Origin of the sequence: Sporomusa aerivorans (assembly GCF_041428895.1) — a bacterium.
In the GTDB taxonomy this organism is placed as follows: Bacteria; Bacillota; Negativicutes; order Sporomusales; family Sporomusaceae; genus Sporomusa; species Sporomusa aerivorans.
Genome location: NZ_CP156926.1, coordinates 1,526,126 through 1,552,578, shown reverse-complemented (window position 1 = coordinate 1,552,578; position 26,453 = coordinate 1,526,126). Strand labels below are relative to the sequence as shown.

Below are 26,453 nucleotides of genomic sequence, written 5' to 3'. Positions count from 1 at the left end.
AGGTCAATCCACAATTATTACTTGGTTTACCACATGTAGTTAAGCTTTACGCCTGGACACCGGCAGAGTCGATCTTTGCACTCCGTTCCTTTGAGATAACCACAGCAGCTGCTACCAAACCCAGTACACAAATCGACGCTACAATACCAAAAGACATAACATAAGTTCCTGTATGGTGAAGTGCATAAGAACCGGCCATTACGCCAAACGCACCCGTGAAATTGCTGATGCATGTCCAGGAGGCCGTCACTTTTCCCATGACGTGAGGAGAAAAATTTTTTATGGCAAAATATTGGTTGCCGACAGCTGTAAATGGACCAGTAAAACCAGCTAATAGCAACCAGGCGGAAAGGGTGGTCATATTACCGTGAATTTGCGGCAGCAAAATTCCGTTGTAAAATACCAAACTGCAAATAAAACCTATTGCAACCAGCATTCCGGAACGTCCCTTGAAGACCTTATCAATAACCAGGCCGGAACAAAATATGCCAAACATAGATCCAAAAAATGCTCCGGAAGATAAACGGCCGGCAACCTCCGGTCCGTAACCGGCACCAAGCGGCGGAGCAATTGCCAGGAAACTTGGCGAAAGATCGTTAAAGGCGTTGTTCGCCCAGTTACTCAGTGCCATAACAGCCAAGCCAATCCAAAAGGGCGGACAATGTAAGAGCACTTTGCTAAAACTTTCTTCCGTTTCACAAGTTCCTTCACAAGCCTCTTTATTACTTACCGAGACCAAAGAAGGAGGCTGATGTTTCTTCTCATTAAGCGTGACATACAGTAAAAAAATGATACCCAAAACCAGGATATAACTTAACCAGGCTAAGCCCGTCTGCCAACTGCCGGCTCTTTCGGCAAACATCGGACCAACGGTAAAGCCAGCCATTCCGCCAAGCATAGTAAGGCAATTCAGGCCTAACGCCAGTCCTTTTTCTTTAACGGGAAACCACTGGGATACGATCGGATTAATCGCTATCAGGCCTACTGCTCCACCCAACGCTGTGAGTATTCGCAAACCCACAACGGCATTGTATGTATACCCAATTACCGGGTAGGCAAGATGTACTGCCAGCAACAATAGCAAGCTGCCGGTCATAACCTTCATAATTCCGATCCTATCCACAAGAATGCCTACAATAATGACGCTTATTGCTGTTGAGAACAAGTTCAACCCCATAATGCCAAAGGAGGCCGTTCCGATATCAATCCCAAGGCTTGGAGCAATTACTCCCATTAGCGGGGCCACTGCCAAGGCGGTCAACATACTCATAAACATCATGAGAATTCCAGCCGCCAATACTAACCAGCGAAATGCCGGGTACCGGGCTTCAGCATTTGCAAGATCACATTCATTCATAAAAAAATCCTCCTCTTCATCCTTGGAAACCAAAGCTACAGGATTTCGTCATGCTTCGTCCATGCTCATGGCTTCCCAACTATTCCTTCCTGGTTACTTATCGCATCCAATCCTGCCTGCATTTCAAATTCCGCTAACAGCAAGACGTTTTCTCTATTGGGATCACTAAACCACCTCCTGTTCTTCGTTTTATTAAAAGATACTGTTTTCACAATAAGCTTTAATGCAACTGTCATGCCAGCGCATCAATAGCTCTGCTTGCAGAACTCAGTCAATCTCCTATTCGTCTTTTATAAGAAGACAAATTTGTCCAAAACGCATCTATTGTACTTTAATTTCAGTACAAATAGTGTCAAAATATTTTAAATTAAACTTCATATTTATACTTAAGTAAGAGAAGCTAACCTTTTATATAGACTTTGAGGGGACTTTAAACTCACCATTCTTTATTTTTCACGATATTTATTTAATTCGTAATTGAATTGTAATTCATAATTGTATTGCAAGCGAAAAAACTTTACTAAAGAACTCCCGTTTCCGCGCAAATAAAAAACCAGTCAAATGTTCATTTGACTGATTTAACAGGCCTGTTGCAATTTTATAATAATGTCATACCTGAAAATAATAGCAATGCAGGAGCGGCGTTGACTAAATTTATTCCTAACGCCCTTGCCTTTCTAAATACCGTAGGCTGAGAAACGCCAAGAACTTTTGCCGCTTTGTAAGTGCTGCCGCAATGCTCCAATGCATTCTGGATAAATTCTCTTTCAAATGTATCCAATGCCTCTCTAAGTGTTATTGATCTGCCAAAATTACCTTTTACCAAAACATTTGCTCTGTTACTATAAGGCAGGTCGTTTTGCGTAATGGTCTCGTCCTCAGAGCTGACGACAATTCTTTCTATTGCATTTTCCAGTTCTCTGATATTTCCAGGCCAATCATACTTCATCATTGCCTTAATTGCCGAATTGTCCAACTGCTTTTCCATACCATATTTTATATTAAACCTATTTAGAAAGTAATGCGCCAGCAAGGGGATATCTTCTTTTCTTTCCCGTAAAGGCGGCAGGCTGATCGGTATGATATTGAGCCGGTAGAACAGATCTTTCCTGAATCTTCCCTGTTTGATCAGTTCATACATATCCTGATTACTGGTGGCGATAACCCGCACATCTAATTTTATGGATTTTCTTCCGCCTATTCGTATAAATTCCTTTTCCTGGAGAACCCGTAGTAGTTTAGCTTGTAAAATCAAAGGCGTCTCGCTAATTTCATCTAACAGAATAGTACCTTTGTTAGCCATTTCAAACATACCCATTTTTCCATTACTTGACGCACCGGTAAAAGCGCCCTGCTCATAGCCAAATAGTTCCGACTCGATTAAAGAATCAGGAAAAGCCGCACAATTTATTTTTATGTAAGGTAGCCCTTGCCGGTTACTTTTACAATAGAGCTCACTGGCTACAACCTCTTTACCACTGCCGGATTCACCGGTGATCAAAACAGTAGCATCAGATTGAGCAATATGTTGTATTAGTTTTCTAATTTTTTTCATTTCCGCACTTTCACCAATCAGAGTTGTGCTGACATAATTCAATGCTTCTCACTCCTCGAAAATATAATATTTTTTGTGCAGCAATAACACCAACTCCGGCAAACCCCACTGGCGGACCGCCCGAGCACCTTCAGCATCCTGTTGGCTTCCATAATACTTTCACCTGTAACACTAACCGCCATTTATAACTGCCTGATCTGTAAGCAGTCTAAAGATGTCAAAATTTATAGTTTCTTTTTGCGATTCAAATTTCTTAGGTAAAATCAATGCAACAGGGTAGTACAAACCTTCACACCACAGTAAGTACTTTATTTTGCCATTGAACAACTCCAGCAGCCTCCTAATATGTTTCATAACTGTCCGTATGTACTCTGGTGTATTGTATCAAGACCTCATTTGACTCTATGTATTTCTTGACATAATAAACCAGTTCACATGCTACCAGGTTTGTCTTCTTAAGAAAAAGTCCAGTTTGCAATAAAATCATTAGTATTCAACAATTGTATCAACTTTCCGGCCAACACCTCACATAACAAACTACGATCCTAAATCTTAGACATTACATTAGCATTTTCGCCGGAAAATTGGAAATACTAATTATAACGGCACTTATACGCAAAAAACATAATGCCATTTGCCCTCCTTATTTCATCACCTTCCTGTCTTGAAAAATCACGATAATAGACCAAACCTCAACCGGTATCACCGGTTGAGGTTTGGTCTATTATCGTGTTCTATACTGAAACTACTGTATAGGCATTAATGCTTCAAATTCACCTAGCAGGAGAGGAATAACCGGGTTAGTATTGCCTGTTTGCCAGGCGGCGATTACATGTAAAAAGGAATCGTCGCCACCGAGGTTAGTATAGTAAAGCAACGGGCTGGCGTACGTTTCGGGGACAGGGTGCGGTAAAATAGAAAATCCATTGCCGGCTTCAATTGACAGTAAAAGGGACTGGATATGCGGAACCAACCGAACTTTCGGATGAATTCCCCGTCTCGCGCACAGCTCCAGGGTATGCCCAAGTCCACGGTCCTGCTCAACATATAAGAAGGAGTCCTCTGCTAATAACGAGAGTTGGCAGGACGCTGCACCCGCAAAGGGGTGGCTGGCTGGTGCAATTACAGACAGCGGAACAGTAAAGAGCAATTGCCAATTTAGCGCGGGAAGTCGTTCTGCAACCGTTTTTAAGGTAATGGCAATGTCGACTGTTCCTTGTACAATAGCCTTATCCAGCTCAGTAAACGAGCTGAAGTACTGCAAATCAATGTCAATTTCGGGATACCTTTTCCGGAATTCAGCCATCAATTGCGGCAAGAAACGTCGTTCGGCAGCACCTAAAAAACCGATCGTAATAGTGCCAACGACTCCGGCATTGATCTGGCAGACAACCCTTACCGCCTCATCTACTTTTGCAACAATGCCTTTCGCCTCTGTTAGCAAAGCCGCTCCGGCAGGGGTTAGTTGCACGGAATGGCGATCTCTAATCAATAGCTTAACGCCTATTTTTCGCTCCAGTTCAGCAATCTGCTGGCTAAGGGTCGGCTGGGTAATAAAAAGAATTTTTGCCGCAGCCGTAAAATTCTGGGTTTCCGCCACCGTAATGAAGTAGCGAAACTGCCTAATATCCATAATTGCACCTCCTTGAAGGCCCTCGCGATAGTAGTTAAATAGAAAGTCTCTATTACGGTAATACGTACAATCAATTTCTCAACAGCTGGTGTCTTTCCTATAATTAAGTATAGTGAAATTAGTATTAATTAACAATGATTAATTACCCGGACCCATTACTGGCCATATGCCTGATAACCGGCAAATCTCAATCAGAATAGCAAGGAGTGAAAGCCAATGAAAACAACGGAGAAAATCAAGAAATTACGGGAAAAAATGGTGACAACACCCCAGATATGTGTTGAACGAGCTTATTTTATGACTGAATCCTACAAGGAGACTGAGGGACAACCCAATGTAATTCGCAGAGCCAAGGCATTAAAGAAAATCCTCGAGAAAATGTCAATCCGTATTGATGAGTGTGAACTGCTTGCCGGTTGGCCGACAAGCAAAATTCGCGGCGGCGCTCTCATGCCGGAAATCCAATGGCAATGGATTCTGGAGGAGATGGATACCTTTTCAACCCGCGCCTGGGATAAATACCAACCGTTGACCGAGCAGGAACGCACTCAGTTACTGGAATGTCTGCCTTACTGGCAGGGAAAATCCCTGCAGGATCAGGTAATGAATATGGTACCTGAGGAATTCCACAAATATGATCACGTCGTTCAGACCTCAATCGGCTTCAGTGAAAACGGCCACCATTTTGCGCATGTTGCCGTCGACTATGAAAGCATACTGACCCAGGGGCTTGACGGGATCGAAATCAAAGTCGATGAAAGCGTGACGCATATAAACCTGGCGGAGCTAACAGATATTGATAAATATCATTTTTATAAAGCTGTAAAAATAACCTTTGCGGCAGTGCGGGACTTCGCCCGGCGCTATGCCGCGCTGGCCAGCAGCTTGGCGCAAGCCGAGAGTGACCCGGAAAGACAAGCCGAGCTGGTAAGCATTGCAGCTATGTGCAGGCAGGTTCCGGCGAAACCGGCGCGGAATTTCCATGAGGCGCTGCAATCCATCTGGCTGGTATTTATGGTGCTGATGATTGAAGGCTGGGGTGCAGGTATGAGTTTCGGGCGGCTTGACCAGTATCTTAATCCCTTCTACAAGCAAGATCTGACAGCCGGAAAAATTACGAAAGAGCAGGCCCATGAATTACTGTCACTGCTGTTAATAAAGATGAATGGCGTTATTAATGTTGCCAGCGGCACTGTAGCCACCTTTATGGGCGGTTACCCGGTTATGCAGGGAATAACCGTCGGGGGAATTACTCTGGATGGAAAAGATGCGGTTAATGAAATGTCCTATCTGTTGCTAGATGCCGAAAAAGAAGTCGGCTTAAATGCAGAAGATCTTGTAGTCAGAGTTAACCGGCTTACCCCGGATTGTTTTGTGATTAAAGCCTGTGAAACGGCCAAGCATTTACGGGGAAAGCTAAAATTTGTCAGCGATGAAACCACCATTCAGTCCATGCTTACGAACGGCATTCCCATTGACCATGCCCGTAATTATATCTCAACAGGCTGCCACAACCCAACAGTACCGGCTGTATCTCATGATATCGGCGGCGTATCTTTCAATCTGCCGCTGATGGTTGAACTGGCGTTAAATAACGGCGTATCCCGCCTTACAGGGGAGCCGCTCGGGCCTCAGACCGGGGACCCGCGCACCTTCACTTCCTTCGCAGATGTATGGAATGCTTATAAACAGCAAGTGGCAGCATTAGTACAGGTCAGTTTCGTTTATAAAAATGTTGATTTAAAACTCTACGCTCAAACACCTTACCCCTTTCAATCCGCTCTATTCCCTGGCTGTATTGAAAAAGGGCTGGATATTAACTGTGGCGGAACCGCGCCTTACGCCACTCACACGACAGCTTTTATCGGCGCACCCAATGTTGGCGACTCCTTAGCCGCCGTCAAGAAAGCCGTGTTTGACGACAAGGCAATTACCATGAATCAATTGATCGATGCCTTGGACAATAATTTCGAAGGCTGCGAAAATATCCGGTATATCTTGCAAAGTGCGCCCAAGTTTGGCAATGATGAGGACTATGTAGATTTACTAACTCGCCAGGCTTTGGCATATGCGTGCGATACTGTATCACGGCACCGGACATTTGCCGGAATCAAAAGCACTACCGCGTGCCTAACCATGACTGGAAACATTCCTATGGGTTATGCTGTTGGCGCGCTGCCTGACGGAAGGAAGGCGCGGGAACCGCTTGCCGAGGGTGGAATTTCGCCGCACCAGGGCAGAAATATCTCAGGACCGACAGCCACTTTGCGTTCAGTGGCCAAACTGGATCAGGTAAAGTTGACTAATGGCTCGATTCTTAACATGCGTTTTAGTGCTGACGCGGTTAAAGATGATGTTAAAATAAAAAAATTCGTTGCTTTACTCAGGACTTTTTGCGAAACAGGGGGTAACCTTGTTCAATTCAACTTTATCAGTAACACTACCCTGAGAGCAGCGCAGAAAAATCCGGAACAGTATAAAGATCTGCTGGTGAGAGTGGCAACGTACAGTGCTTACTACGTCGAATTAAGTCCCGAACTGCAAAATGACATTATTGCCAGAATGGAGTTTGAAGAAGTCTAAGACCAACTAACTGAAAGCTTTGCTGAGTAAATTATTTTATACATATTCTCTAAGTAACTTACGCCTCATAGGAGCCCATGCACTTCTTGTTTTGTGCATGGGCTCAGCTTTTTCCAAACACCCTTAGATTCATAAATTATATACTGATGTACTCACTCAAACCGCAAAAGTATTATGCAATTTTTACATAATAAATGAATTATATAGAATTTCTCAAAAAAGCAACATTATATTAATATTAAATTGAAAATTTGCAAAGATCTGCATTTTATACCTACTGGGAAAGGATGTGAAGAGAAACGGATATGTAATAGCCAAAATAATCAAATGAAAAGTAACAATATAGATAGGAGATTTTAATATTATGGAAAAATCTGTGCCCTACTCCCGATTCCGCTGGGTAGTACTAGCCGCAATATCAATCACAACCATGTGTGCAGCAATGATCATGATTCCTTTCGGACCGCTTATGGGGGTAATTGCCAACGACCTAGGGCTTGATTTAGGCACAGCATCATTTAGTTTTATGGGCTTGCATGCATTGGCGACTGCTGGCGGATCCTTTGTGTCACCCATGGTTCTCAAGCGCTTCGGCCTTTTCCCCACATTTGCCGGAAGTCTTTTCGTACTAAGCGTGGTTAATGCTTCGCTACCCTGGATTGCACATAACCTTGAAATAGTCGCTGCAATTCGAATTATTGAAGGATTGGCTACTGCGCCAATTTTTGTCGGATTTATTTCTGTTGTAACAATTTGGTTTCCTGCCAATCAAAGAGGACTAGCCAGCGGCTTTCAGTCAGTAGGCGTTTCACTAGGCATTATGTGCGGCGTTGGAATCGCCCCCGTGCTATTTGAAAAGTGCGGTACCTGGCAAGTCGGTATCGCCTGGATGTCAGTCATTTTCATTACAGCCCTGCTTATATTACTGGCAGTACATTTTTACCTGGAAACTAAGCCGCCAGCCATAATGATGGCTGCTGAGACTAATGACTTACAACCCGATTATTATCCCCGTCAAATCTTGCGGACACCTGCATTCTGGGTCGGTGCTATAGTATATAGTATGGGAAATTGGTGTCTGCAGGCGTTTAACGACCTTACGCCTGGATACTTTGCCGTACTTCCGCCAATCGGAGTTGGTTTTGGACCGGTAATAGCCGGGAAACTAATGATGGTAGTTATGTTCTCCGGTATCGTCAGTTCACTGCTTGGTGGAATTTTAGGCGATAAATTCGGAAACCGGTCCATAATGATCCTAGGTCATACTTTAAATACTATTTTTTGCACTTCCGTACTATTTTCTCTTGTCTATAACAATCGATTAGTGTTACTTGTATCCTTGGCGTTAGCCGGAACAGGAACTGCATTTACGCAACCACAAAGTCTTGCCTTTGCATGTAAATACTTCCCGCCATCTGTGGTAAGCAAAGTAATTGGCACGTGGGTTGGGGCCGGCATGCTGGTTGGCGCCGGCGGTGTAATTGTTGGCTCTTTAGCCTTGCACGCTACAGGTAATTATCAGCTTCCAATTATCATTGTTGGTTTGGTCGGTTCTGTGGGGTTAATCGCCGCAATTGCTTTACGAAGATTAACCACTAAAAAGCCAGTGTCAGCATAGACGACTCTAAGAGCCGGACCAGTCAGCCCTAACAGGATCCGAATTTTAGACTTAATTAATCAACAACCATATTTTCTTGCAACAGCTCTCTGATATATAAGCTTTGGGGATCCACATCATGCCTAGCATGTGATGTTCACTTTATGCAAAAATGGCTAAACGCCCGGCAATACCGGGCGTTTTTGCTACTTATATGATTTTAGGAATCATTCATCTTAGAGGTCTTTGGGCAGGATTGCGACTTGAGCAGGGAACATTAACCAGGCATTTACCGCAAGCGTCCGCTAATCCCAGCTCACTATACAGCTTGGCATTTTCGAGGCACTTCGCCAAATAGCATTTATGGCGGTCAAACCCTTCTAAGGTAAGCGCCTGTTCCGGACACCTGCTGACACATTTTTGACATAAGCCCCCATGTTTATAGAGGCAGTTTTCTTGGCCTGACCCCTGAGTCGGCTCGATAGCCACATTAGTCACAAGACTGCCTACACGTCCGCAACAGCCTTTTTCAGTAATAAGCATATTATTCAGGCCAAAGCTTCCCAGTCCTGCCAAATAGGCCACATGCCTGTGAGACCAGTCACTCACCAGTCTTGTTTCGTCGAAATTATGCGTTGCCGGAATGATGCTGCTGGCATATCCCTTTTGCCCTAACTGCTCACTGAGATAAGTATTAAGATCAAAAATGAGTTTATTGGTCTCAATATAGGCTGCCGCCCACTCGTAAGAGCACGCGGCGCCTGGAATGTTACTCCTCACTATGGAATCGGCAAACGGTATAAAGTACACTACAACAGTACGTGCATCCGGTAGCAGGTCACAGGGTAAGGCGTGAGTGGCGCTGACACTTTCCCTCAGGCCGGTAAATCGCTCGTCCGCCGCATTGACAAAGCCGACCAGCGGTTCTTGCCATTGGCTTTTACTGCCGTTTCGCCGGGAATACTCACCTGTAAATTCCTTAATTAATGTCGTTATCAACTGTCGCATGAAGTCACTTCCTCCCAAATTTATAAAGTAGACTAATCTGCCCCAATCTCCAATTTATTTGAGTTCTCTCCCCCCTGCAGGCAATTAGAAACTTTTGGCGAAATATGAATATAAATCCAATTAATTTATATTTCTTGTAGAATCATTAAGCAAAAATTTCTGAGATGTTTGGAAAACTTCTTTAGTTGGGAGTTGTGGCAATTTATGCTTAAAAAATCTTCAGTCAAAAACAAATTTATACTGGCTGTCCTGCTTGCCAGTATCATACCATTTTCCGTGGGTGCGTGGTATATCCAAAAAATAATCACGGAACAGGAAAAACAAAGTTTCCGGCTGCATTCTTATGAAGCGTTAAGCAGGATTCACAGCATAATTAATGACGGCTCCATCAAACCGGCTAATAAGATTATATCATTACTGGCTATGGACCATAAATCCATGGAATTAGCCACCGTTCTCAAAGAGCAGCAAATTGCCAAGCCAGCGGAGATCAATCCGAATTATTACAGCCATTTCGCCAATTATAAAAAACTTTTTCCCAACATAATTGGCATTGGGTTAGGAACAGAGCAGGGCGGCTACCTTGAGTATCCGAGCTTTTTTACAGAACAAGGCTACGATCCCAGAACACGTCCATGGTATCAGGGCGCTTTAAAATATCCCGGCCAGGCGTATTTGAATGATCCTTACGTCATGCAGACAACTGGTGAAATGGTCATTGCCATAGCGCATACAATTGAAGCCAATGGCAAAATAGCCGGGGTCTTAGTGACGGGCTGGAATATAAATGAACTGCAAAAAGAAGTAGAAGAATTCAAGCTTAATCTGAGCGGCTATGTTATCTTAATCAACCAGAATAATAAAATAATTACTTCCCGTAAACATACGGACTGGTTAATGAAAACTCCCCAGGAAATAGGCATTCCTGAGTTAAATTATTTAATAGAGGGCGAACTGAATCAGGTTGTAATTGCCGGTAAAAATCAACTGGCCTTTTGTTACACTTCTGCAACATCAGGCTGGCGGGCAATATCTATTATCGATGAAGCAGAACTGCAAAACAACGTAAACAAAGTTTTGATCCCCATTGTCCTTGCTTATTGCGTTACCATACTTGCCATCTTAGGCTCCATTTTTCTTATTGCGCAAATTCACGTGATTCGCCCTATAAAGGCTTTGTCGGCGGGAGCCGCGGCAATAGCCGGCAATAATTTGGAGGCCAAAGTCGTTATTAACAATAATGATGAATTTGGTATGCTGGCCACCACCTTTAATGAGATGACAGAACAACTAAAAATGAATTTCAACGAAATCCACACGCAAAATATAATCCTGTTTGAACGTGAAAAAGAACTGCAGACACTGGTTGAAAATGCCCAGGATATTATTTTGCGTGTGGATGAAAACCGTACGATTACTTATCTTAACGCGATATCTGAGGCGTATTTCTCAGAACCTGCCAAAAACTTAATCGGACAAACAATCAAGTGTATTCAGATGCCGGAATGTTTTTTAACAACAGTCAATGAAATATTTGATACTAAAAGGGTTGAGTGCGGAAAAAAAATATTGGATTTTGAGTTTACAACTAGCTCAAACCAGACCAAAAACTTCCAGGCGCATCTGATCCCCGAGTTCTATGAACAGCAGTACCCCAAAACCGTATTAGCGGTTATCCGGGATGTTACTCAGCAAAAACAGATAGAGAAACAACTGGCCCGAATGGACCGGCTAAACGTTATCGGCGAGATGGCCGCCAGTCTTGCTCACGAAATCCGCAATCCCATGACAACGGTCCGGGGATTTTTACAAATGATTGAAAAGAAAGAATCCAATTCCCGGTATGCGTCTTTTTATAAACTTATGATAGAAGAATTGGACCGTACAAATGCAATTATTACAGAATTTTTATCTTTGGCTAAAAACAAGACGGTTAATCTAAAATCCTGCAATTTAAATGCAATTATAGAGGCGCTTGCCCCACTGATTCAGGCCAATGCAAATCTATGTAATACGTTTTTGAAGCTGGAGTTAAAAGAAATCCCCAGTGTGCTTATCGACGACAAAGAAATTCGGCAATTGATTTTAAACTTAGTTAGAAATGCATTGGATGCCATGACAGCAAATGGCGTTGTAACAATTAAAACATTTTACGAGCAAAATTCGGTTGTCTTAGTAATCAAAGATCAAGGCAAGGGAATTGAGCCACGGATACTTGAGAACATAGGCATGCCTTTTCTAACAACCAGGGAGTCCGGGACAGGACTGGGATTGGCGGTATGTTACAGCATTGCCGCCAGGCATAACGCAAAAATCAGTGTACAGACAGGACCGGAAGGCACAGAGTTTGCTATACACTTTCCTGTGCAGGCAATAGCTGGCTAATTTCTCAAAGGTGGTGACGCAAGCCGCTATGTACGGTGTAAACGGTGCATGTATCCATAACCCTGAATATATACTTAGATTTCTAAGCAGCAATGATATTGCTCAGATTCTGGGCCTTCAGGCGCATGTCTCGCAAACGCTGACAGATCCAACCTCCTACTATTTGGAGCCGGCTGAGTTCTTCCATGATCATTTAAAGCATCCCAACAGTGCCATGGGGATATTTTACAGAACGCAGCTGCTCGGCTTTCATTTTGCGTCATTTCCCGGTTTGAGCGAAACTAATCTTGGACAGGATATCGGCCTATGCCAGGAAGCATTACTGCAGGTTGCGCAGTTAGGGCCGGCTGCGGTCCATCCGGCTTATAGGAACAAAGGCCTCCTGACATTAATTCACAAAGCCCATCTCCATCGACTCAAAGAGCTGGGTTACAGGCACTTTCTGCTTACCATAGCCCCTAACAATTATCCTTCCATTAAAGTCACTATGACACAGGGATTTATTATTAAACAGCTGCAACTAAAATATCACAGCCTGCTGCGCTATATTTTGCACCTGGACATGCACAACCGCAAAATTCCGCAAACCACTCTATGCGTTCCGTCGGCAGATATCAACGCGCAAAACCGGCTGCTTGCCTTGGGTTTCTACGGTTATGACGCCGTCAAAAATTCCGGCGGGTTTGATATCCTGTTTGGCTGCGATACACCGCGAAGCGTTATTACGCCGGAAAGTGAGGTTACCTGATGAAAACCTGCGGCGTCATCGGAGGAATGGGGCCGGAAGCAACTGCCTTATTTTATTTAAAATTAATCCGGCTGTTTCAGAACAGAAAAAATGTAAAGGGATACCCGCCGGTAGTAATATACAGTGTGCCTGAACCATTTCAAATCGTCGGCAGCTTAGCAGGACCGGAGGAGCACATCCTGAAAGAACTGGCTATGAACGGGTTAGCAACCATCCAGGATAAGGTCGATTTCTGTGTTATTCCCTGCAATACCGCCCACATCCATATTAACTCACTGCGCAGTGCTGCCATAGTGCCCATCCTTAGTATTATAGAAGAAGCCTGTAATCATCTTGTCAGGCATAACATCACACGGATAGGTTTGATGGCAACGACTACTACAATAGCAGCAAGCCTGTACCAAGATCAGTTTTCCGCAAACAATATCGAGGTTATTCTGCCAGACGGCTCCCAGCAAAAACGGATATCGGCGATAATCGGCAGAACTATAGTAGGCAAAAACAATACTACCGATAAGCTGTCTTTGATTAAAGTTATTGATAGCCTGCATAAAAAAGGAGCGGAATACACCTTGCTGGCCTGCACCGAATTGCCTGTCCTGATTTCACAAGGTGATACCGGTTATCCGTTGATTGATACGCTGGACATATTAGCGGAAACTTCGGTGCGATATATTCTGGCTGACGATTGTTCATTCGCCCAAACCGCTGTTACAAAGCATTGCGCCCTTGCTTAATAGCAGCAAAATTAAAGCGCTAATGCGCTGCTTTATACCGGCTAATATAAGGTAAGGCCCTCAGCCATCGCTTAAACATTTGGGCGATTGGCTGAGGGCCTGTTTACATATGGCCAAGGCGCTTCTCTTGCTCTTACTTAATAAATGGCCTGCAGAAACGGAGTTTTTTCTCTGCCGCACAAATTGCAGCAGGTTTGTTCCCGCTCCGGCAAAAATTCGCCGCAGGTACCGCAGCAGTTACCGCTATTAATTACAGCCGGCCGGCGGCTGCCAACTAAGTGCATTCTGCTAAACTCGGTTTTGAGCTCAAGACATCCATGGGGACAGAGCATCTGACAGGCCTTACAGCCAATGCACGCACTTTGTTTGTGCCAAAGTGCAATCTGCCGTTTTTCTTTGTCGACCGCCAGGGTCAGCGCCGCCTGTTTGCAGGCTCTGGTGCAAATTCCGCAGAAATTGCAGTTTTTCAGCGTTTTTGCCCCCCAAAACAATGGGGCTGCAGCCAGTGACATTACGTCGGCAGCCTCACTGTGCCGGGCAATTAGCCCGACAAGCCTTTCCCGCGGCGTTTGCTCACCCGCTAAAGTTAGCGGCAACGCAGCCAATAACGTTTCCCTGGCGCGTGAGAAACAAAACGCGAACAAATCCCGGCGCCCAATTATGGCTTCGGCTTTGCCGCGCTGGCAAATGACGGTTAGAGCCGGTCTGCCAAATTTGCGTAAGAAGTCGTTTGCTGACAAAACCGCTTGCCGTACTGCCGCCGGCACGCCGGGATTACACGGTTCGCAGCGCTGACTGTCTAAAAGGATCTTCACCTGACTGAACTGCAGGCCAACATAGCTTAGCGAGTATGCATCCAGCATTCCCAGACAGCCAACAGCCCCCTCCAGTTGCTGTTTGCAGCAGGCAAGTTCCACTGCATGATCTTTAAGCTTGAATTTTTCCGGCAGCCTGCGCGCAGCGGCGATGGCGCCAGTCGGGCAGGCGGCAACGCATAAGCCGCAGCCGGAACAGGTATCATCCACTCGAATCGTAGCTTCCCCCCCTGAGGTGCCTGCCTTGATACTCTGCCGGGAGCATACCGTTTCACACTTTTGGCAACGGCTGCCGCGAATCCGGTTATTTAAGCAATGCTGCTCTTTGATATGCACCGGTTCAACGGGTACAATACTTTCCGTCAGTAACATAGTCTCGCCTCACACCTCCGCGGAATTTATCCCCTCTGCAGAAACTAACTGAAAATCTGGCCGGCATACAGAATATAAAATCGCAGCAAGACCCCGCCAAGCAATACCATGGTGGAATTAATGAGCAGCGTCCCCACAGGCACCGCCTGGCGAACTTCCTGGTACGCAGCCTGACCGGCGGCAATACTTACAGAATGACTTACCGTCTGTTGCTGGCCGTGAAGAGAAGTCAACGCAACAATGATCGGTAAAATCAAGCCTGCACCAATCACGCCAAGCCAGAATACCTTGGCCCAGAGGCCGACGGTTAAAGCTTGCTTGGCAACCACGGCATACTGCCCGCCCATGTTGATGAGGCCGCTGAACATGATAAACAGGACAAACAGTTCCACCGGCAGCAGTTTGGTATCTAGAGATAAGAGATAGTTAAGATTTTCATCCCTTACCGATCCTTTAAAGGCAATTACCCCGCCGGCGATGGTTGCGGCAATTCCCGCCGATATGCCGGAAACAAGGAACAACAGCGGCAATAAGGGCACATTCAGCAGCGGCTTGGCCCCCAGCGCCGACAGCAAAAAGCCGGTGTAAGCGGCTATGGCGATGGCAAACAGGCACATAATCCACTCCAGCCAGGTTCCCCGGTTTTCAAACCATTCCACCACCGGCAACAGCGGTGAAAAACACCATTCGGTCCATTCGGATTCAGCCAGGAACCCTTTGAATACAATGACTGCCAGCAGCGTCGCCAGCCCCGAATACACCATCAGCAGAATAACCCCGATGGACATTACGGAATTAAGCTGGTAGTGGAACATCAGCAGCCAAAAAGAAAGAGGTTTGCTTAAATCCACAATCAGCAGGGCCTGACCAATGCCAATTGCGACCGGCGCAAGTAAGACACCGGCTTTCACCAGACCGTCATATTCGTTGTTTCCGTCCCGCCACTTCACCAATAACGCCGCGATTAAAGCGCCTGCGCTTAATCCCGCCAGAAACAGATATACCGCGACCGGCCATTCCCATTGTATAGCAGTGTACTGGACCATGCTTCCCCAGATTTGCTCCATTATTGCCCACCTCCCCGTTTATTGGGAATGACGCTAAGCTTAGGCATCGTTCCCAAATGCTCTTTAGGCTTTGCCGTATACCGTTTCATAGCCAGACAAAGCTCGCTCCTGGGATCATTCAAATCGCCGAAAACAAGCGCATTTGCCGGACAGATGGATACACAGGCCGGTTTTTCGCCCTTTTTGATACGGCTTTCGTAACAAAACGTACATTTGTCGGCGGCACCTGTTACCGGGTTGGCAAACCTGGCCTGGTACGGGCAGGCATTAATACAATATTTGCAGCCGACACACTTTTGTGCATCCACCAGGTTAATGCCTTCCTGATTGGTGTAGGATGCCCCGGTCGGACATACCGGCACACAGGGGGCATTGTCGCACATAACACAGGAATGCCTCGCAAAATCCATAACAAGATTGGGATATTCCCCCTTCGGCCCGTCAATACGGACCTGCAGCCGGTAGACCTCTTCCGGCACTTTATTTTCAGCCCGGCAGGCCACCGAGCAGGATTGACAGCCAATGCACCGGTTGCTGTCAAAGAGCATGCCATATCGTTTTTCCGCCATAACCTATCCCCCTACACCTTTCGTATCGCAACGCCTGCGGTATGAAGAGCGATACCGCAAACCGGGCCCATTACCGTAGGCAGCATGATATTGGAATTCGTTCCCTGTTTATAAGCCCGTTTTAAACCTGGCGACAGTCTGCCAAAGCCAAAATACGTAAAGACAGTATCCGGACGAATGCCTTTGCTGAGTAAAACAGCAGCAGGCTGTTTGCCATACTCGTTTTCTATTTCTACGCTGTCACCTGTCTTCAGCCCCAGTTTCGCCGCCGTGTCAGGGTTAATCCAGACCCGGTTGGCCGGCATTAACGCGTTGAGCCAGGGCACATCATGCGTGTGCGCATTGGTGTGAACAGCGACCTTACCCTGCGTAAAATACAGCTGATTTTCCTCTTTTAATTTGACTGGCCGGTACACCGGTACGCCCCTGCCAAACAATTCCTCAGTCTCATGCGACAACAATTCGATTTTTTTACTGTGCGTTTTTAAGTTAAGTAACGGCCCGTCAATGGTTCCCTGTTCATTCACCCGGCTGAGCGCGTCAGGAAACTTCTCGACAAACTGGGCTACCGAATTTTTATCCCGTAAGAAGAGCGGCTTTATACCGAAATTGATAAAGCCCTTCTCTTTGGCGGTTTTGATTAATTCTTGGCGTCCGCCCAGTTGTATGGCCCGCATATCCTCCATGTCCCGCCACGGAAAATAACTTGCCAGGCCCAGTTTCTCGCCTAACTCTTTAAAAATCTGCCAGTGAGGTTTTGTATCATAAACCGGTTTAATAACCTGCTGCCTGAGAGTATAGGCCGGCGCACTGCCAGTCGCATTGTTAAAGCCTTCATCCCGTTCCAGGAAGCTGCTTTCCGGCAAAACCACATCGGCGTACCAGGCGGTGTCGGACAGATACAGATCACAGACGACTAACAAATCCAACTTTTTCAGGGCTTCAATCACCCTGTTGGTATTGGACTGGCTGATTACCGGATTATTGCGGAGTACAAACCAGCCTTTAATCGGGTATGGCTGTTCTGTCAGAATGGCCTCGGGAACGGCCTGCACTACACCATCGCTGGCAGGAACCATAAAGTGAGGATGCCCCTTAACCTGCGCTCCGTCCACCCTGGGTCTCGCCGGCTTGGGATATGCCGGAATTTTCGGTGCCGCCAGCCCTGGCACTACATTCCGGCCAACAAGGCCATTGATGAGCGCCGCCGATTTCGTAAGATAGATTCCCCCGGGCACCTCAAAGCTCCCGAGCAATAAGGTGGCAATTAGACTCGCCCGTCTCAGTTCAAATTCTTCCGGCGTAAACGTAGTGCGCCAGCCCCAGTCAATGACTGCGCGGGGTTTGGCAGCCGCCATTTCCCGGGCAATGCGCTCGATATCCCTGTCGGCAATCCCGGTTTCGCCGGCCGCCCAGGCCGGAGTGGCGTTGGCCACCGAAGCTCTGACGGCCTCAAACCCCTCGGTATATTTGTCGACAAACTCCTTATCATACAGGTTATCACGGATTAATACATGAATAATGGCCAGTACCAGCGCAAGATCGCTGCCTGGTTTAATGGCAAACCATTCGTCGGCCTTGGCGGCCGTCACCGAAAACCGGGGATCCACCGAAACCAGCTTGCAGCCCTTGGCCATGGCCGACGTGATGGCCCGGACGTGAGCAACGTTAATACCTTCAAAATAGCTTCTGCCTAATGACAACAGATATTTGGCATTGCCGTAATCAATCGCCACGGCGCTTGTGCCAAAGGTTGCCTCCTGGGCTACCGTCCGGGCAATCGGACAGGTCGATTCATGGGTAAAGACATTGGGCGAACCATACGCTTTGGCCAGATTATCCATATAAGCTTTGTGCGGACCGCCGCGGGCAGCGAACGCCACGCTTTCAGCCCCATATTTGTCCTTAATTGCCAGCATTTTCTCCGCTATGTACGAAAGTGCCTCATCCCAGGTGGCTTCCCGCCATTTTCCCTGGCCGCGCTCACCGGTGCGGATCAGCGGTTTTTGAACGCGCTCTTTGTCATAGAGCTGCGAAAAAGCCGCTCCGCCCCGGGCGCATACCGTCCCGCCTGTTGCTCCCCACTCGGGGTTGCCGGCAATAAAACTAATCCTGCCATTTTCCGTGCGGACTTCCAGCGGACAGCGGGAAGTGCACATCTCGCAGTAACTGCGTACCAGTTCACGCGTACCTCCCTTGGCCTCGGCGGACACTTCGGCGACCATTTTGCCGATTGAGCCGGAAACGCTGATGGCGGCGGCAGTAGCGCCCGACAACTTTAAAAAAGTGCGGCGTGAGAATCTTTTGTTCATCTACACCCTTCCTCCCTTATTCTTCTTGTCTCTCATCCGTTTTTGATTTTTGCTTTGTTTGCAATTGCAAACCCAAACAGGAACCCAGGGCAGCGGCATCGGCGATCTGGCTGGGAACAACCACCAGGCCGCCCCGCTCCTTCAGACTTTCATACATGACATTCATGGACCGCAGTTGCAGCGCAATGGCATTATCCCCGTAAATTTTGGCGGCTTCCAGAAAACTGTTGGCAATTTCCTGTTCAACAGACCCCAGGATAATACGCGCCTTTCTTTCCCTGTCGGCCTGCGCCTCGCGGGACATGGCATTCTGCAGTCCTTCCGGAATAATAACATCTCTGATTTCCACCGACTGAACGGTAACCCCCCAGGGCGCAGTTCTCTTGTCAATGATCTCCTGCAATTCGTTGTCGATATGTTCTCTGCCGGCCAGCATCTCAGAAAGCATAGTCCGGCCGATAATATCCCGCAGGGCGGTTTGCGCCGCCCAGGAAACAGCCTCCCGGTAATTTTCGACCTCCAGGGCAGCCTTCTCCGCATCCCAAACCATCCAGAACAGAACTGCGTCCACATCAACCGGTACATTATCCTTTGTCAGGGTTTGTTCCGCATTGAAGGGGGTGGCGATAATCCGCTGGTCAATCCAAAAAGGAGTGGTATCAATAACAGGTATGGTAAAAAAGATTCCCGGCCCTGCCAGGCAATGAAATTTTCCCAGCCTGAGCACCACGGCTTTTTCCCATTGCTGGGCAACTTTTATCGACTGTGAAACAAGCAGCGCCACGACAAAGCCGGCGATGACAATCAGGTAATTATCGCCCGCTGCGCCGCCAAGGATTGCCGCTACAAAGATCATAAGGAAAATAGCGAACGGCAAAGCGCTGCGCATAGGCTGACGCTGTTTTTTGCCGGAAGTGGACATCTGTAACCGTTCCGCATCTTTTTTCATGTAATCCCTCCTTAATAGCTTTTATTCTGACCGGAGCTTCTGTTTTAGCCGCTCAAAAACATCCTGGGCCTGAAAGCCTAATGAATAAGCATCGCCTAATAACCGCTCCAGCAAGGCGTTAAGCTGCTGTTCTTTCGCATCTGCTTCCAAAGTGTCCGGCAAACCGCATACAAAGGTGCCTCTCCCCTGCTGGGTGGAAATAATGCCGTCCCGCTCCATCTCTGTATAAGCCCGCGCCACCGTATTGCTGTTAATGCGCAGTTCCACCGCCAGCTGCCTGACCGTCGGCAGCTGCGCGCCCGGCGGATACACCCCTTTGACAATCAGTGATTTTAGTTCTTCCTTGATTTGAACATACAAAGGCACGCCGCTCTTAGGATCAATTGCCAGCAACATGTTAAACCTCCCTTCTTAAAAAGAATGAACAAGAACAGCGTACGGGCACAGGGTGTCTGTTCTTTGGCGTCCCATTGTGTGCGAGCCTGCAACAGACAATGTAATATTGTATTAATTCATTAATACAATATTGGCGATATAAGGGAATAATTCCTGCAATACATGGAAATATTTTTAAAAAATTTAAAATTTTGCTTCCACAAGCTGCGAGTAAGTTTGAACCAAATACTATGCCGCCGCCCGGGTCCTGCGGCGGCAAATAAAGCAGACTTAGCTTCAGGCGGGGTTTTAACCCGATCTGAAGCTAAGTCGTCGGATAAAAAACAAAACCTTGACAACGCCTTTTAATCACCTCTATAATTTGAATAGTTCAAATTATAGAGGTGATTTTTTTGGCCAGAACACCGCAGGATCCGCAAATCAGGATCGATGAAATTTTAGATGCCGCCGAACCATTATTTTCCGCCAATGGTTACCGGAAAACCACTATCAGTGATATTGCCAAGCAAATGGGTGTTGCTCAGGGAATGCTCTATTATTACTTTAAATCCAAAGAGGAAATACTGGAAGCGTTGATTAACCGGCAAATCTCGACCCTGTTAACTGATGTCAAAAAAACGGCCTCGTCCCCGGACACTATCCCGCCGCGTAAAATTGAATTTATGATATATGCCTTGTTTCGCACTGCGCAATATAAAGACGGCCTGTTCCTTGATTTCTTATATGATGAGAAACATTTACATATCAAAAATAAAATTTTCCGTCAGGCTACCCTTTTACTGAAACCATGGCTGCTTAAAATCATTGAAGAAGGAGCCCGGAAACACTATTTCCATGTTTCCCATCTGCCAACGGCCATGACTTTTATCATGTCCATCATGTTATGTCTGGGAGATTCCTTATGCGAAAAAATTCCCGAGGAAATAATGGCCCATCACCTGAATATGGCCGAATCTCTCATCGAAAAGGCCTTAGGAATACCGGAAAAATCCCTGCATTTTTCGTTATGTATAACTCATTAGGGTTTTGCAGGCAGACGGTGTGTTGGTAAAAAAGCAGGCTCCGGCAGAATACTGCCGGGCTAATTTTTCATCATTTAGTTGAACGGTTCAAAAAATCAATCATCCATACCAACTGATGTGGATGACTTATATAAACTATTCTTTGAATGGTTCAAATATTCTCTGCATAGAAGGAGTGAAATCATGCAATTGCTATCTTTATTAACGACAGTACCGAAGAGAAGACTGTACTATGCCGGCGTTATAGCGGCAGCGGGGCTATGTGTCATTACCGTTCTTGTCTGGCAGGGACACAACCGTCCGCAGGCCGCGGCGGAGGCAATACCTTTCGTTCGCACGCTTGTCATTGCTCCTGCCGACAGGGCGCAAGGTTATACCTATTCCGGCAGCGTACGCGGCCGCTATGAAAGCCGGCTCGCCTTTCAAGCGGCCGGTAAAATCATAAAGCGCAACGTAGAGCTGGGCAGCACAGTCAATGCCGGCGATGTTCTTATGCAGCTCGATCCTAAAGACCTGCAGCAAACGGTAAACAGCGGCTTGGCTCAGGTCGCTGCCGCCGAATCGCAGCTCAGACTGGCGGAAAGTAATGTAAACCGCTACCGGCAATTATTTGTGCAAAATGCCATTAGCCAGTCTCAGCTGGATCAGTATGAAACTGCCTATGAAGTTGCCCTGGCGGCCGTCCGCCAGGCATCTGCCCTGTATACGCAGGGTTCTAACCAATTGGCATACAGCCTGCTGTATGCGGATAAACCCGGCGTCATTGCCAGCATCAGCTCCGAAGCCGGCCAGGTTGTCAACGCCGGTCAAACGGTATTGACTATTGTGCAGGACGGGGAACGGGAAGTAGAAATAAATATACCGGAAAACCGTATCGAACAGTTGCAAAAAGCAGCAAAACTCAGGATCACATTCTGGGCGCTCCCTGCACTCGCCCTGGACGGTGAAGTAAGAGAAATCGCCCCGATAGCCGATGCCACGGCCCGAACCTTCCAGGCACGCATACGGCTAATCAATCCCCCGGCGGAAGTCAAGCTGGGCATGACCGCAGCGGTAGCTGTCGCTGATTCTGTTGCACAGCAACCGGTTACCATACCATTGGCCGCCATTTATCAAACCGGAGAAAAACCGGCAGTCTGGGTGGTAAGCGATAATAAGCTTATACTGCGCCCCATTGAAACAGGCAAATTCAGCAGCGGCAGTATCGAGATAATTGACGGTTTGCAGCAGGGTGACCGAATTGTCATAGCCGGCGTACATAAGCTAACAGAAGGGCAGCAGGTAAAAATAAACGGTGATATCCTATGAAAAATTTTAATCTAACGGAATGGACGCTGCATCACAAACAACTTGTGTATTTTTTCCTGGTCCTTTTCTTTCTTGCCGGCATTTTCTCTTATAAGAACTTAGGGCGCATGGAAGACCCTGATTTCACCATCAAGCAAATGGTTGTCAGTGTCGCCTGGCCGGGAGCGACAGCCCGGCAAATGGAAGAACAAGTCACCGACAAAATCGAAAAAAAACTGCAGGACCTGCCCGGGCTGCGATTCCTTAAGAGTTACTCGACTCCCGGCCAGACAGTCATTTTTGTGAATTTAAAAGATCAGGTTCTGCAGAAGGATGTCCGCAGCCGCTGGGTTGAAGTCCGCAATACGGTTAACGATATGAAAGGAACTTTACCGGCAGGCGTCAGCGAGCCGGTATTTAACGACCGTTTTGATGAAGTGTACGGTGTTACCTACACTCTGACCGGCGACGGCTACTCCTACGAAGACCTGCGGGAAAAGGCGGAAAAAATCCGCCGTATTCTTCTGGACGTGCCCAGTGTAAAAAAAGTTCAGTTATTGGGAGTACAAACCGAAAAAATTTATATTGAAATAGAAAATACTAAACTGGCCCAACTGGGTATCGACCCCGCCGTCATTACAGCTACCCTGCAGGCGCAGAATGCCATGACGGCCGCCGGCATGATCGAAACAGCCACCGACAACGTCTATCTGCGGGTAACCGGCATGTTTGAACGCCTGGAAGATATCCGCAGTCTCCCCATCCAGGCCAATGGCCGCACATTCCGTTTAGGCGATATCGCCTCAGTCACCCGCAGCTACAGCGAACCAACCGACCCTAAAATGTTTTATAACGGTCACCCTGCCATCGGTATTACACTGGCGATGGAAGCCGGCGGCAACGTGCTTACTTTAGGTGACGATCTGGAAGCACTCATGCAGCGGCTAAAGCAGGAACTGCCGGCAGGCCTTGAACTCACCCAGACTGTCAATCAGCCTAGGGTGGTGGAAAAATCTATTGACGAGTTCATCGAATCATTAGCCGAAGCCATCGCCATTGTGCTGGTGGTAAGTTTTCTCAGCCTGGGCAAACGCTCCGGCCTGCTGGTAGCTCTTTCTATTCCACTGGTCATTGCCATTGTGTTTACTTTTATGAAAATACTAGGCATCGATCTGCAGCGCATATCGCTGGGGGCTTTGATTATCGCCTTGGGACTGCTGGTGGATGACGCCATTATCACCATTGAAACCATGGTTGTTAAAATGGAGCAAGGCTGGGATCGCTTTCATGCGGCTTGTTTTGCCTATACATCAACCGCTTATCCCCGGCTGACCGGTGAACTGGTGACCTGCGCCGGCTTTATTCCGGTTGCCTTCTCGCAAGGCAGCGCTTCTGAATACATTGCCTCACTGTTCTTTGTTGTAACTATTGCCTTACTGTCCTCCTGGCTGGTCGCCAGTACCGCAACACCGCTGCTGGGCTACCTGTTTATCAGAGTGAAACCAGTCAGTGCAGATGCCCGGCAGCTTGCGGAACACACTATGCACGATGCAAAATTTTACCGCTGGTTCAGACAAGTATTAGCCTGGTGTCTAACACACCGCACTGCGGTATTGGCTGTTACCCTGGCTTGCTTTACCGGCTCGCTCTTACTTTTAGGCCTGGTGAAAAAAGAATTTTTCCCGGCCTCTACCCGGCCTGAGCTTATAATTCAGCTAAAACTGCAGGAAGGCGCTTCCCTAAAAAATACCGAAGACATCGCCCGCCAGTTCGCCCAAAGGCTGTCAGACGATCCCAACATTGCCTATTATACTTATCATGTGGGCGAAGGGGCCCCCCGCTTTATTTTAAGCTTTGAGCCGGCCTTTAATAAAACCAATTTCGCCGAATTTATTGTTGTGCCTAAAAGTACGGCTGCCCGCAATGAAGTAGCCAAACGGGCCGAACTCCTTTTTAACTCCGAATTCAGCAGTGTCCAGGGCCATGTCAAAACCCTGGCTTTCGGTCTGCCGGCGGATTACCCGGTTATGCTGCGCGTAAAAGGCTATGAGCATGAGAAGGTGCGGGAAATTGCCGGAAAAGTCCGTCAGGTGATGGAGGCCCATCCTGCCGCCAAAAATGTGAACTTAAACTGGAATGAAAAAAGCAAGGTTATGCACCTCTCTATTGATCAGGACAAAGCCCGGGCTTTAGGAGTTACTTCCCAGGCGCTGGCCACCGCGCTCCAGACTCAGTTATCTGGAGCCGCCGTGGCTGAGTTTCGGGAAAGTGACAAAACTGTCAATATGGTTTTCCGCTATACCGCCCAGGACCGGCAAGATCCCTCCTGCCTGCAGGATCTTGCCATTCCGCTTGGCAATAGTCAGTACATCCCGCTCGACCAGATTGCGAAAATCCGGTATGACGCCGAAGAGGGGCTGGTTTACCGGCATGGTTTAAAACCCATGATCATTGTTCAGGCCGAAGTGAATCCCGAACTGGGTATGACCGGCAACGACATTACCCAGCAGGTGTATGATCAGCTGGCATCCCTGCGGGCCGATCTGCCCCTGGGCTACAGTATTGAATTCGACGGTACCAAAGAAGACAGCATCCGGGCCATAAATCTGCTTATGGAACCCGTGCCCGGCATGATTATCACCATTTTAATCCTGCTCATGATTCAGCTGCAGGATGTCGCCAAATTATTAATGACCCTCCTCACAGTTCCCCTTGGCTTGATTGGGGTTTCTGCCGGTCTGCTGCTTACCGGCAGCCCTATGGGTTTTGTCAGCCAGTTAGGAATCCTCGCTTTATCAGGCATCATTATGCGCAACTCGGTCATTTTAATAGACCAGATTGACCAGCAGCTGGCAGCCGGCGAAATGCTCTGGGATGCCATCATCAATGCAACTTTAATTCGCTTCCGCCCTATCCTGTTAACGGCAGCCGCAGCTATTCTGGGAATGATACCCTTAGCCTTCAGTGTCTTCTGGGGAGCGATGGCCATCGCCATCGCCGCCGGTCTCTTGGCGGCAACTGTTTTAACCCTGCTGGTTTTACCTACCCTGTATGCCGCCTGGTATAAGGTTCAGCCGGACCAGCCGCAGAAATGCCGTAAAACCAATCAGGAAGATGCTCATTCTCTCAGAAGTGACGGTTAAAAAGCAAGTAGAAAAGCCCTTCAGTCTGCAATCGGCTGAAGGGCTTTCCGGACAAAGAGTGTATATCTTTTCACCTGGCAAATATGGCAGATATAAATCTGCGGGTACCGTTTTATTCAAGAGAATTTATCTGTAAGCCAAACTCGTCATATAAACCTTTAGCGCCGGACGCCGTTACGCGCACAGCCCGGCCGCCGGGAATGCTTTCCACCCAGTTAAGCTCAAACAGCCGTCTTGTGAGGGCGGCGCCCAGGCTTCCCGCCAAATGATACCGCCGTTCGCTCCAGTCCAGACATTGCCGGGCAAAACAACGCCGGCTCTTAGGACTTTTTTCGGCTTCCACGCCAAAGCTGTGTAGTTTGGCTATGCCGGCTGCACTTACTGTAAACTCTTTCCCTGCAGCATGCTCTAGTAACTTCAGCTCCAGCAGCCGGTCTGTAAGAGCGACGCCGATTTTCCCCGCCAGATGGTCGTAGCAGGTGCGGGCAAACTGTAAAGCGTGGGCCTGATCCGATTCACGCAAGGACCGGATTTGTTTAGCCGGTGATATAACCTGCAGCGCTTCCAAGGCATGGCCCACCTCGCTGCTGGCCAGCCGGAAATATTTATGCCGGCCGTAAACTTCCTGAATAAGCAGCCCCCCGTTTATCATTTTTGCCAGGTGAGCACTGGCCGTTTGCGGTGATATGCGGGCAGCCCGGGCCAGGTCGCCGGCCGGCAACGTTTTCCCGCCCAGCAGACTAACCAGCATGGCGGCCCGCGATGGGTCGCCAATCAACGCGGCTACTTCGGCAAGATTCGGATTTGCATTCATATCAACTCAACCTCCTCTTTAACATTTATACTTCGATCATAACCGAAATGTCACCATGTTACAATAGCATAAAGTAGACTTAGCTTCAGGTGGGGTTTTAACCC

19 protein-coding genes are annotated in these 26,453 nt (G+C 47.4%); 8 read left to right on the top strand and 11 right to left on the bottom strand.

Annotation, left to right across the window (positions count from 1 at the left end):
• Positions 1-46: 46 nt before the first annotated feature.
• From SATMO3_RS06970 to SATMO3_RS06960, 3 genes are all read right to left on the bottom strand, one after another.
• On the bottom strand, positions 47-1,357 hold the full coding sequence (locus tag SATMO3_RS06970; protein ID WP_371379397.1) for an MFS transporter: 1,311 nt from the start codon (positions 1,355-1,357) through the stop codon (positions 47-49).
• A gap of 598 nt (positions 1,358-1,955) precedes the next feature.
• The gene (locus SATMO3_RS06965; protein ID WP_371379394.1) at positions 1,956-2,954 is read right to left on the bottom strand and encodes a sigma-54 interaction domain-containing protein; all 999 of its coding nucleotides are present in this window, start codon (positions 2,952-2,954) and stop codon (positions 1,956-1,958) included.
• Between the two features lie 703 nt (positions 2,955-3,657).
• Positions 3,658-4,545 (bottom strand): LysR family transcriptional regulator, encoded by an 888-nt coding sequence (locus SATMO3_RS06960; RefSeq protein ID WP_371379391.1) that lies wholly within the window; start codon positions 4,543-4,545, stop codon positions 3,658-3,660.
• Between the two features lie 216 nt (positions 4,546-4,761).
• Between SATMO3_RS06960 and SATMO3_RS06955 the strand changes: the two genes are divergently transcribed.
• Both SATMO3_RS06955 and SATMO3_RS06950 read left to right on the top strand, forming a co-directional pair.
• Positions 4,762-7,128: a formate C-acetyltransferase/glycerol dehydratase family glycyl radical enzyme gene (locus SATMO3_RS06955; protein WP_371379389.1), complete on the top strand. Its 2,367-nt coding sequence runs from the start codon at positions 4,762-4,764 to the stop codon at positions 7,126-7,128.
• A 364-nt stretch (positions 7,129-7,492) separates the two neighbouring features.
• A complete protein-coding gene (locus SATMO3_RS06950; protein ID WP_371379386.1) occupies positions 7,493-8,746 on the top strand; it encodes a nitrate/nitrite transporter in 1,254 nt (417 codons plus the stop codon).
• Positions 8,747-8,956: 210 nt separating this feature from the next.
• Here the strand turns inward: SATMO3_RS06950 and SATMO3_RS06945 are convergent, their stop codons facing one another.
• Entirely contained in the window at positions 8,957-9,733 is a 777-nt protein-coding gene (locus SATMO3_RS06945; protein WP_371379383.1) for an epoxyqueuosine reductase, read from the bottom strand.
• 204 nt (positions 9,734-9,937) lie between these two features.
• Here SATMO3_RS06945 and SATMO3_RS06940 point away from each other — a divergent pair, with 204 nt between their 5' ends.
• Genes SATMO3_RS06940 through SATMO3_RS06930 form a run of 3 tightly spaced genes read left to right on the top strand, consistent with a single transcriptional unit; the run spans position 9,938 to position 13,603 of the window.
• The gene (locus tag SATMO3_RS06940) at positions 9,938-12,118 is read left to right on the top strand and encodes an ATP-binding protein (RefSeq protein WP_371379381.1); all 2,181 of its coding nucleotides are present in this window, start codon (positions 9,938-9,940) and stop codon (positions 12,116-12,118) included.
• Between the two features lie 28 nt (positions 12,119-12,146).
• On the top strand, positions 12,147-12,866 hold the full coding sequence (locus SATMO3_RS06935) for an N-acetyltransferase family protein (RefSeq protein WP_371379378.1): 720 nt from the start codon (positions 12,147-12,149) through the stop codon (positions 12,864-12,866).
• Complete coding sequence (locus SATMO3_RS06930; protein WP_371379375.1) at positions 12,866-13,603, top strand: aspartate/glutamate racemase family protein; 738 nt, start codon at positions 12,866-12,868, stop codon at positions 13,601-13,603. Before SATMO3_RS06935 ends, SATMO3_RS06930 begins: the two co-directional genes overlap by 1 nt.
• A gap of 137 nt (positions 13,604-13,740) precedes the next feature.
• Here the strand turns inward: SATMO3_RS06930 and SATMO3_RS06925 are convergent, their stop codons facing one another.
• Genes SATMO3_RS06925 through SATMO3_RS06900 form a run of 6 tightly spaced genes read right to left on the bottom strand, consistent with a single transcriptional unit; the run spans position 13,741 to position 20,083 of the window.
• The gene (locus SATMO3_RS06925) at positions 13,741-14,790 is read right to left on the bottom strand and encodes a 4Fe-4S dicluster domain-containing protein (RefSeq protein ID WP_371379372.1); all 1,050 of its coding nucleotides are present in this window, start codon (positions 14,788-14,790) and stop codon (positions 13,741-13,743) included.
• Positions 14,791-14,834: 44 nt separating this feature from the next.
• Entirely contained in the window at positions 14,835-15,857 is a 1,023-nt protein-coding gene (gene nrfD, locus SATMO3_RS06920; protein ID WP_371379369.1) for an NrfD/PsrC family molybdoenzyme membrane anchor subunit, read from the bottom strand.
• On the bottom strand, positions 15,857-16,426 hold the full coding sequence (locus tag SATMO3_RS06915) for a 4Fe-4S dicluster domain-containing protein (RefSeq protein ID WP_371379366.1): 570 nt from the start codon (positions 16,424-16,426) through the stop codon (positions 15,857-15,859). Before SATMO3_RS06915 ends, nrfD begins: the two co-directional genes overlap by 1 nt.
• A gap of 11 nt (positions 16,427-16,437) precedes the next feature.
• On the bottom strand, positions 16,438-18,738 hold the full coding sequence (phsA, locus tag SATMO3_RS06910) for a thiosulfate reductase PhsA (RefSeq protein ID WP_371379363.1): 2,301 nt from the start codon (positions 18,736-18,738) through the stop codon (positions 16,438-16,440).
• A 16-nt stretch (positions 18,739-18,754) separates the two neighbouring features.
• Positions 18,755-19,687: a slipin family protein gene (locus tag SATMO3_RS06905; protein ID WP_371379361.1), complete on the bottom strand. Its 933-nt coding sequence runs from the start codon at positions 19,685-19,687 to the stop codon at positions 18,755-18,757.
• Positions 19,688-19,708: 21 nt separating this feature from the next.
• Positions 19,709-20,083 (bottom strand): GntR family transcriptional regulator, encoded by a 375-nt coding sequence (locus tag SATMO3_RS06900; protein ID WP_371379358.1) that lies wholly within the window; start codon positions 20,081-20,083, stop codon positions 19,709-19,711.
• A gap of 392 nt (positions 20,084-20,475) precedes the next feature.
• On the opposite strand from SATMO3_RS06900, the gene SATMO3_RS06895 reads away from it, so the two are divergent.
• From SATMO3_RS06895 to SATMO3_RS06885, 3 genes are all read left to right on the top strand, one after another.
• Positions 20,476-21,105: a TetR/AcrR family transcriptional regulator gene (locus tag SATMO3_RS06895; RefSeq protein WP_371379355.1), complete on the top strand. Its 630-nt coding sequence runs from the start codon at positions 20,476-20,478 to the stop codon at positions 21,103-21,105.
• A 183-nt stretch (positions 21,106-21,288) separates the two neighbouring features.
• A complete protein-coding gene (locus SATMO3_RS06890; protein WP_371379352.1) occupies positions 21,289-22,413 on the top strand; it encodes an efflux RND transporter periplasmic adaptor subunit in 1,125 nt (374 codons plus the stop codon).
• On the top strand, positions 22,410-25,535 hold the full coding sequence (locus tag SATMO3_RS06885; protein ID WP_371379350.1) for an efflux RND transporter permease subunit: 3,126 nt from the start codon (positions 22,410-22,412) through the stop codon (positions 25,533-25,535). Before SATMO3_RS06890 ends, SATMO3_RS06885 begins: the two co-directional genes overlap by 4 nt.
• Before the next feature lie 112 nt (positions 25,536-25,647).
• Here the strand turns inward: SATMO3_RS06885 and SATMO3_RS06880 are convergent, their stop codons facing one another.
• On the bottom strand, positions 25,648-26,349 hold the full coding sequence (locus SATMO3_RS06880; RefSeq protein ID WP_371379347.1) for an ArsR/SmtB family transcription factor: 702 nt from the start codon (positions 26,347-26,349) through the stop codon (positions 25,648-25,650).
• Between the last annotated feature and the right edge of the window lie 104 nt (positions 26,350-26,453).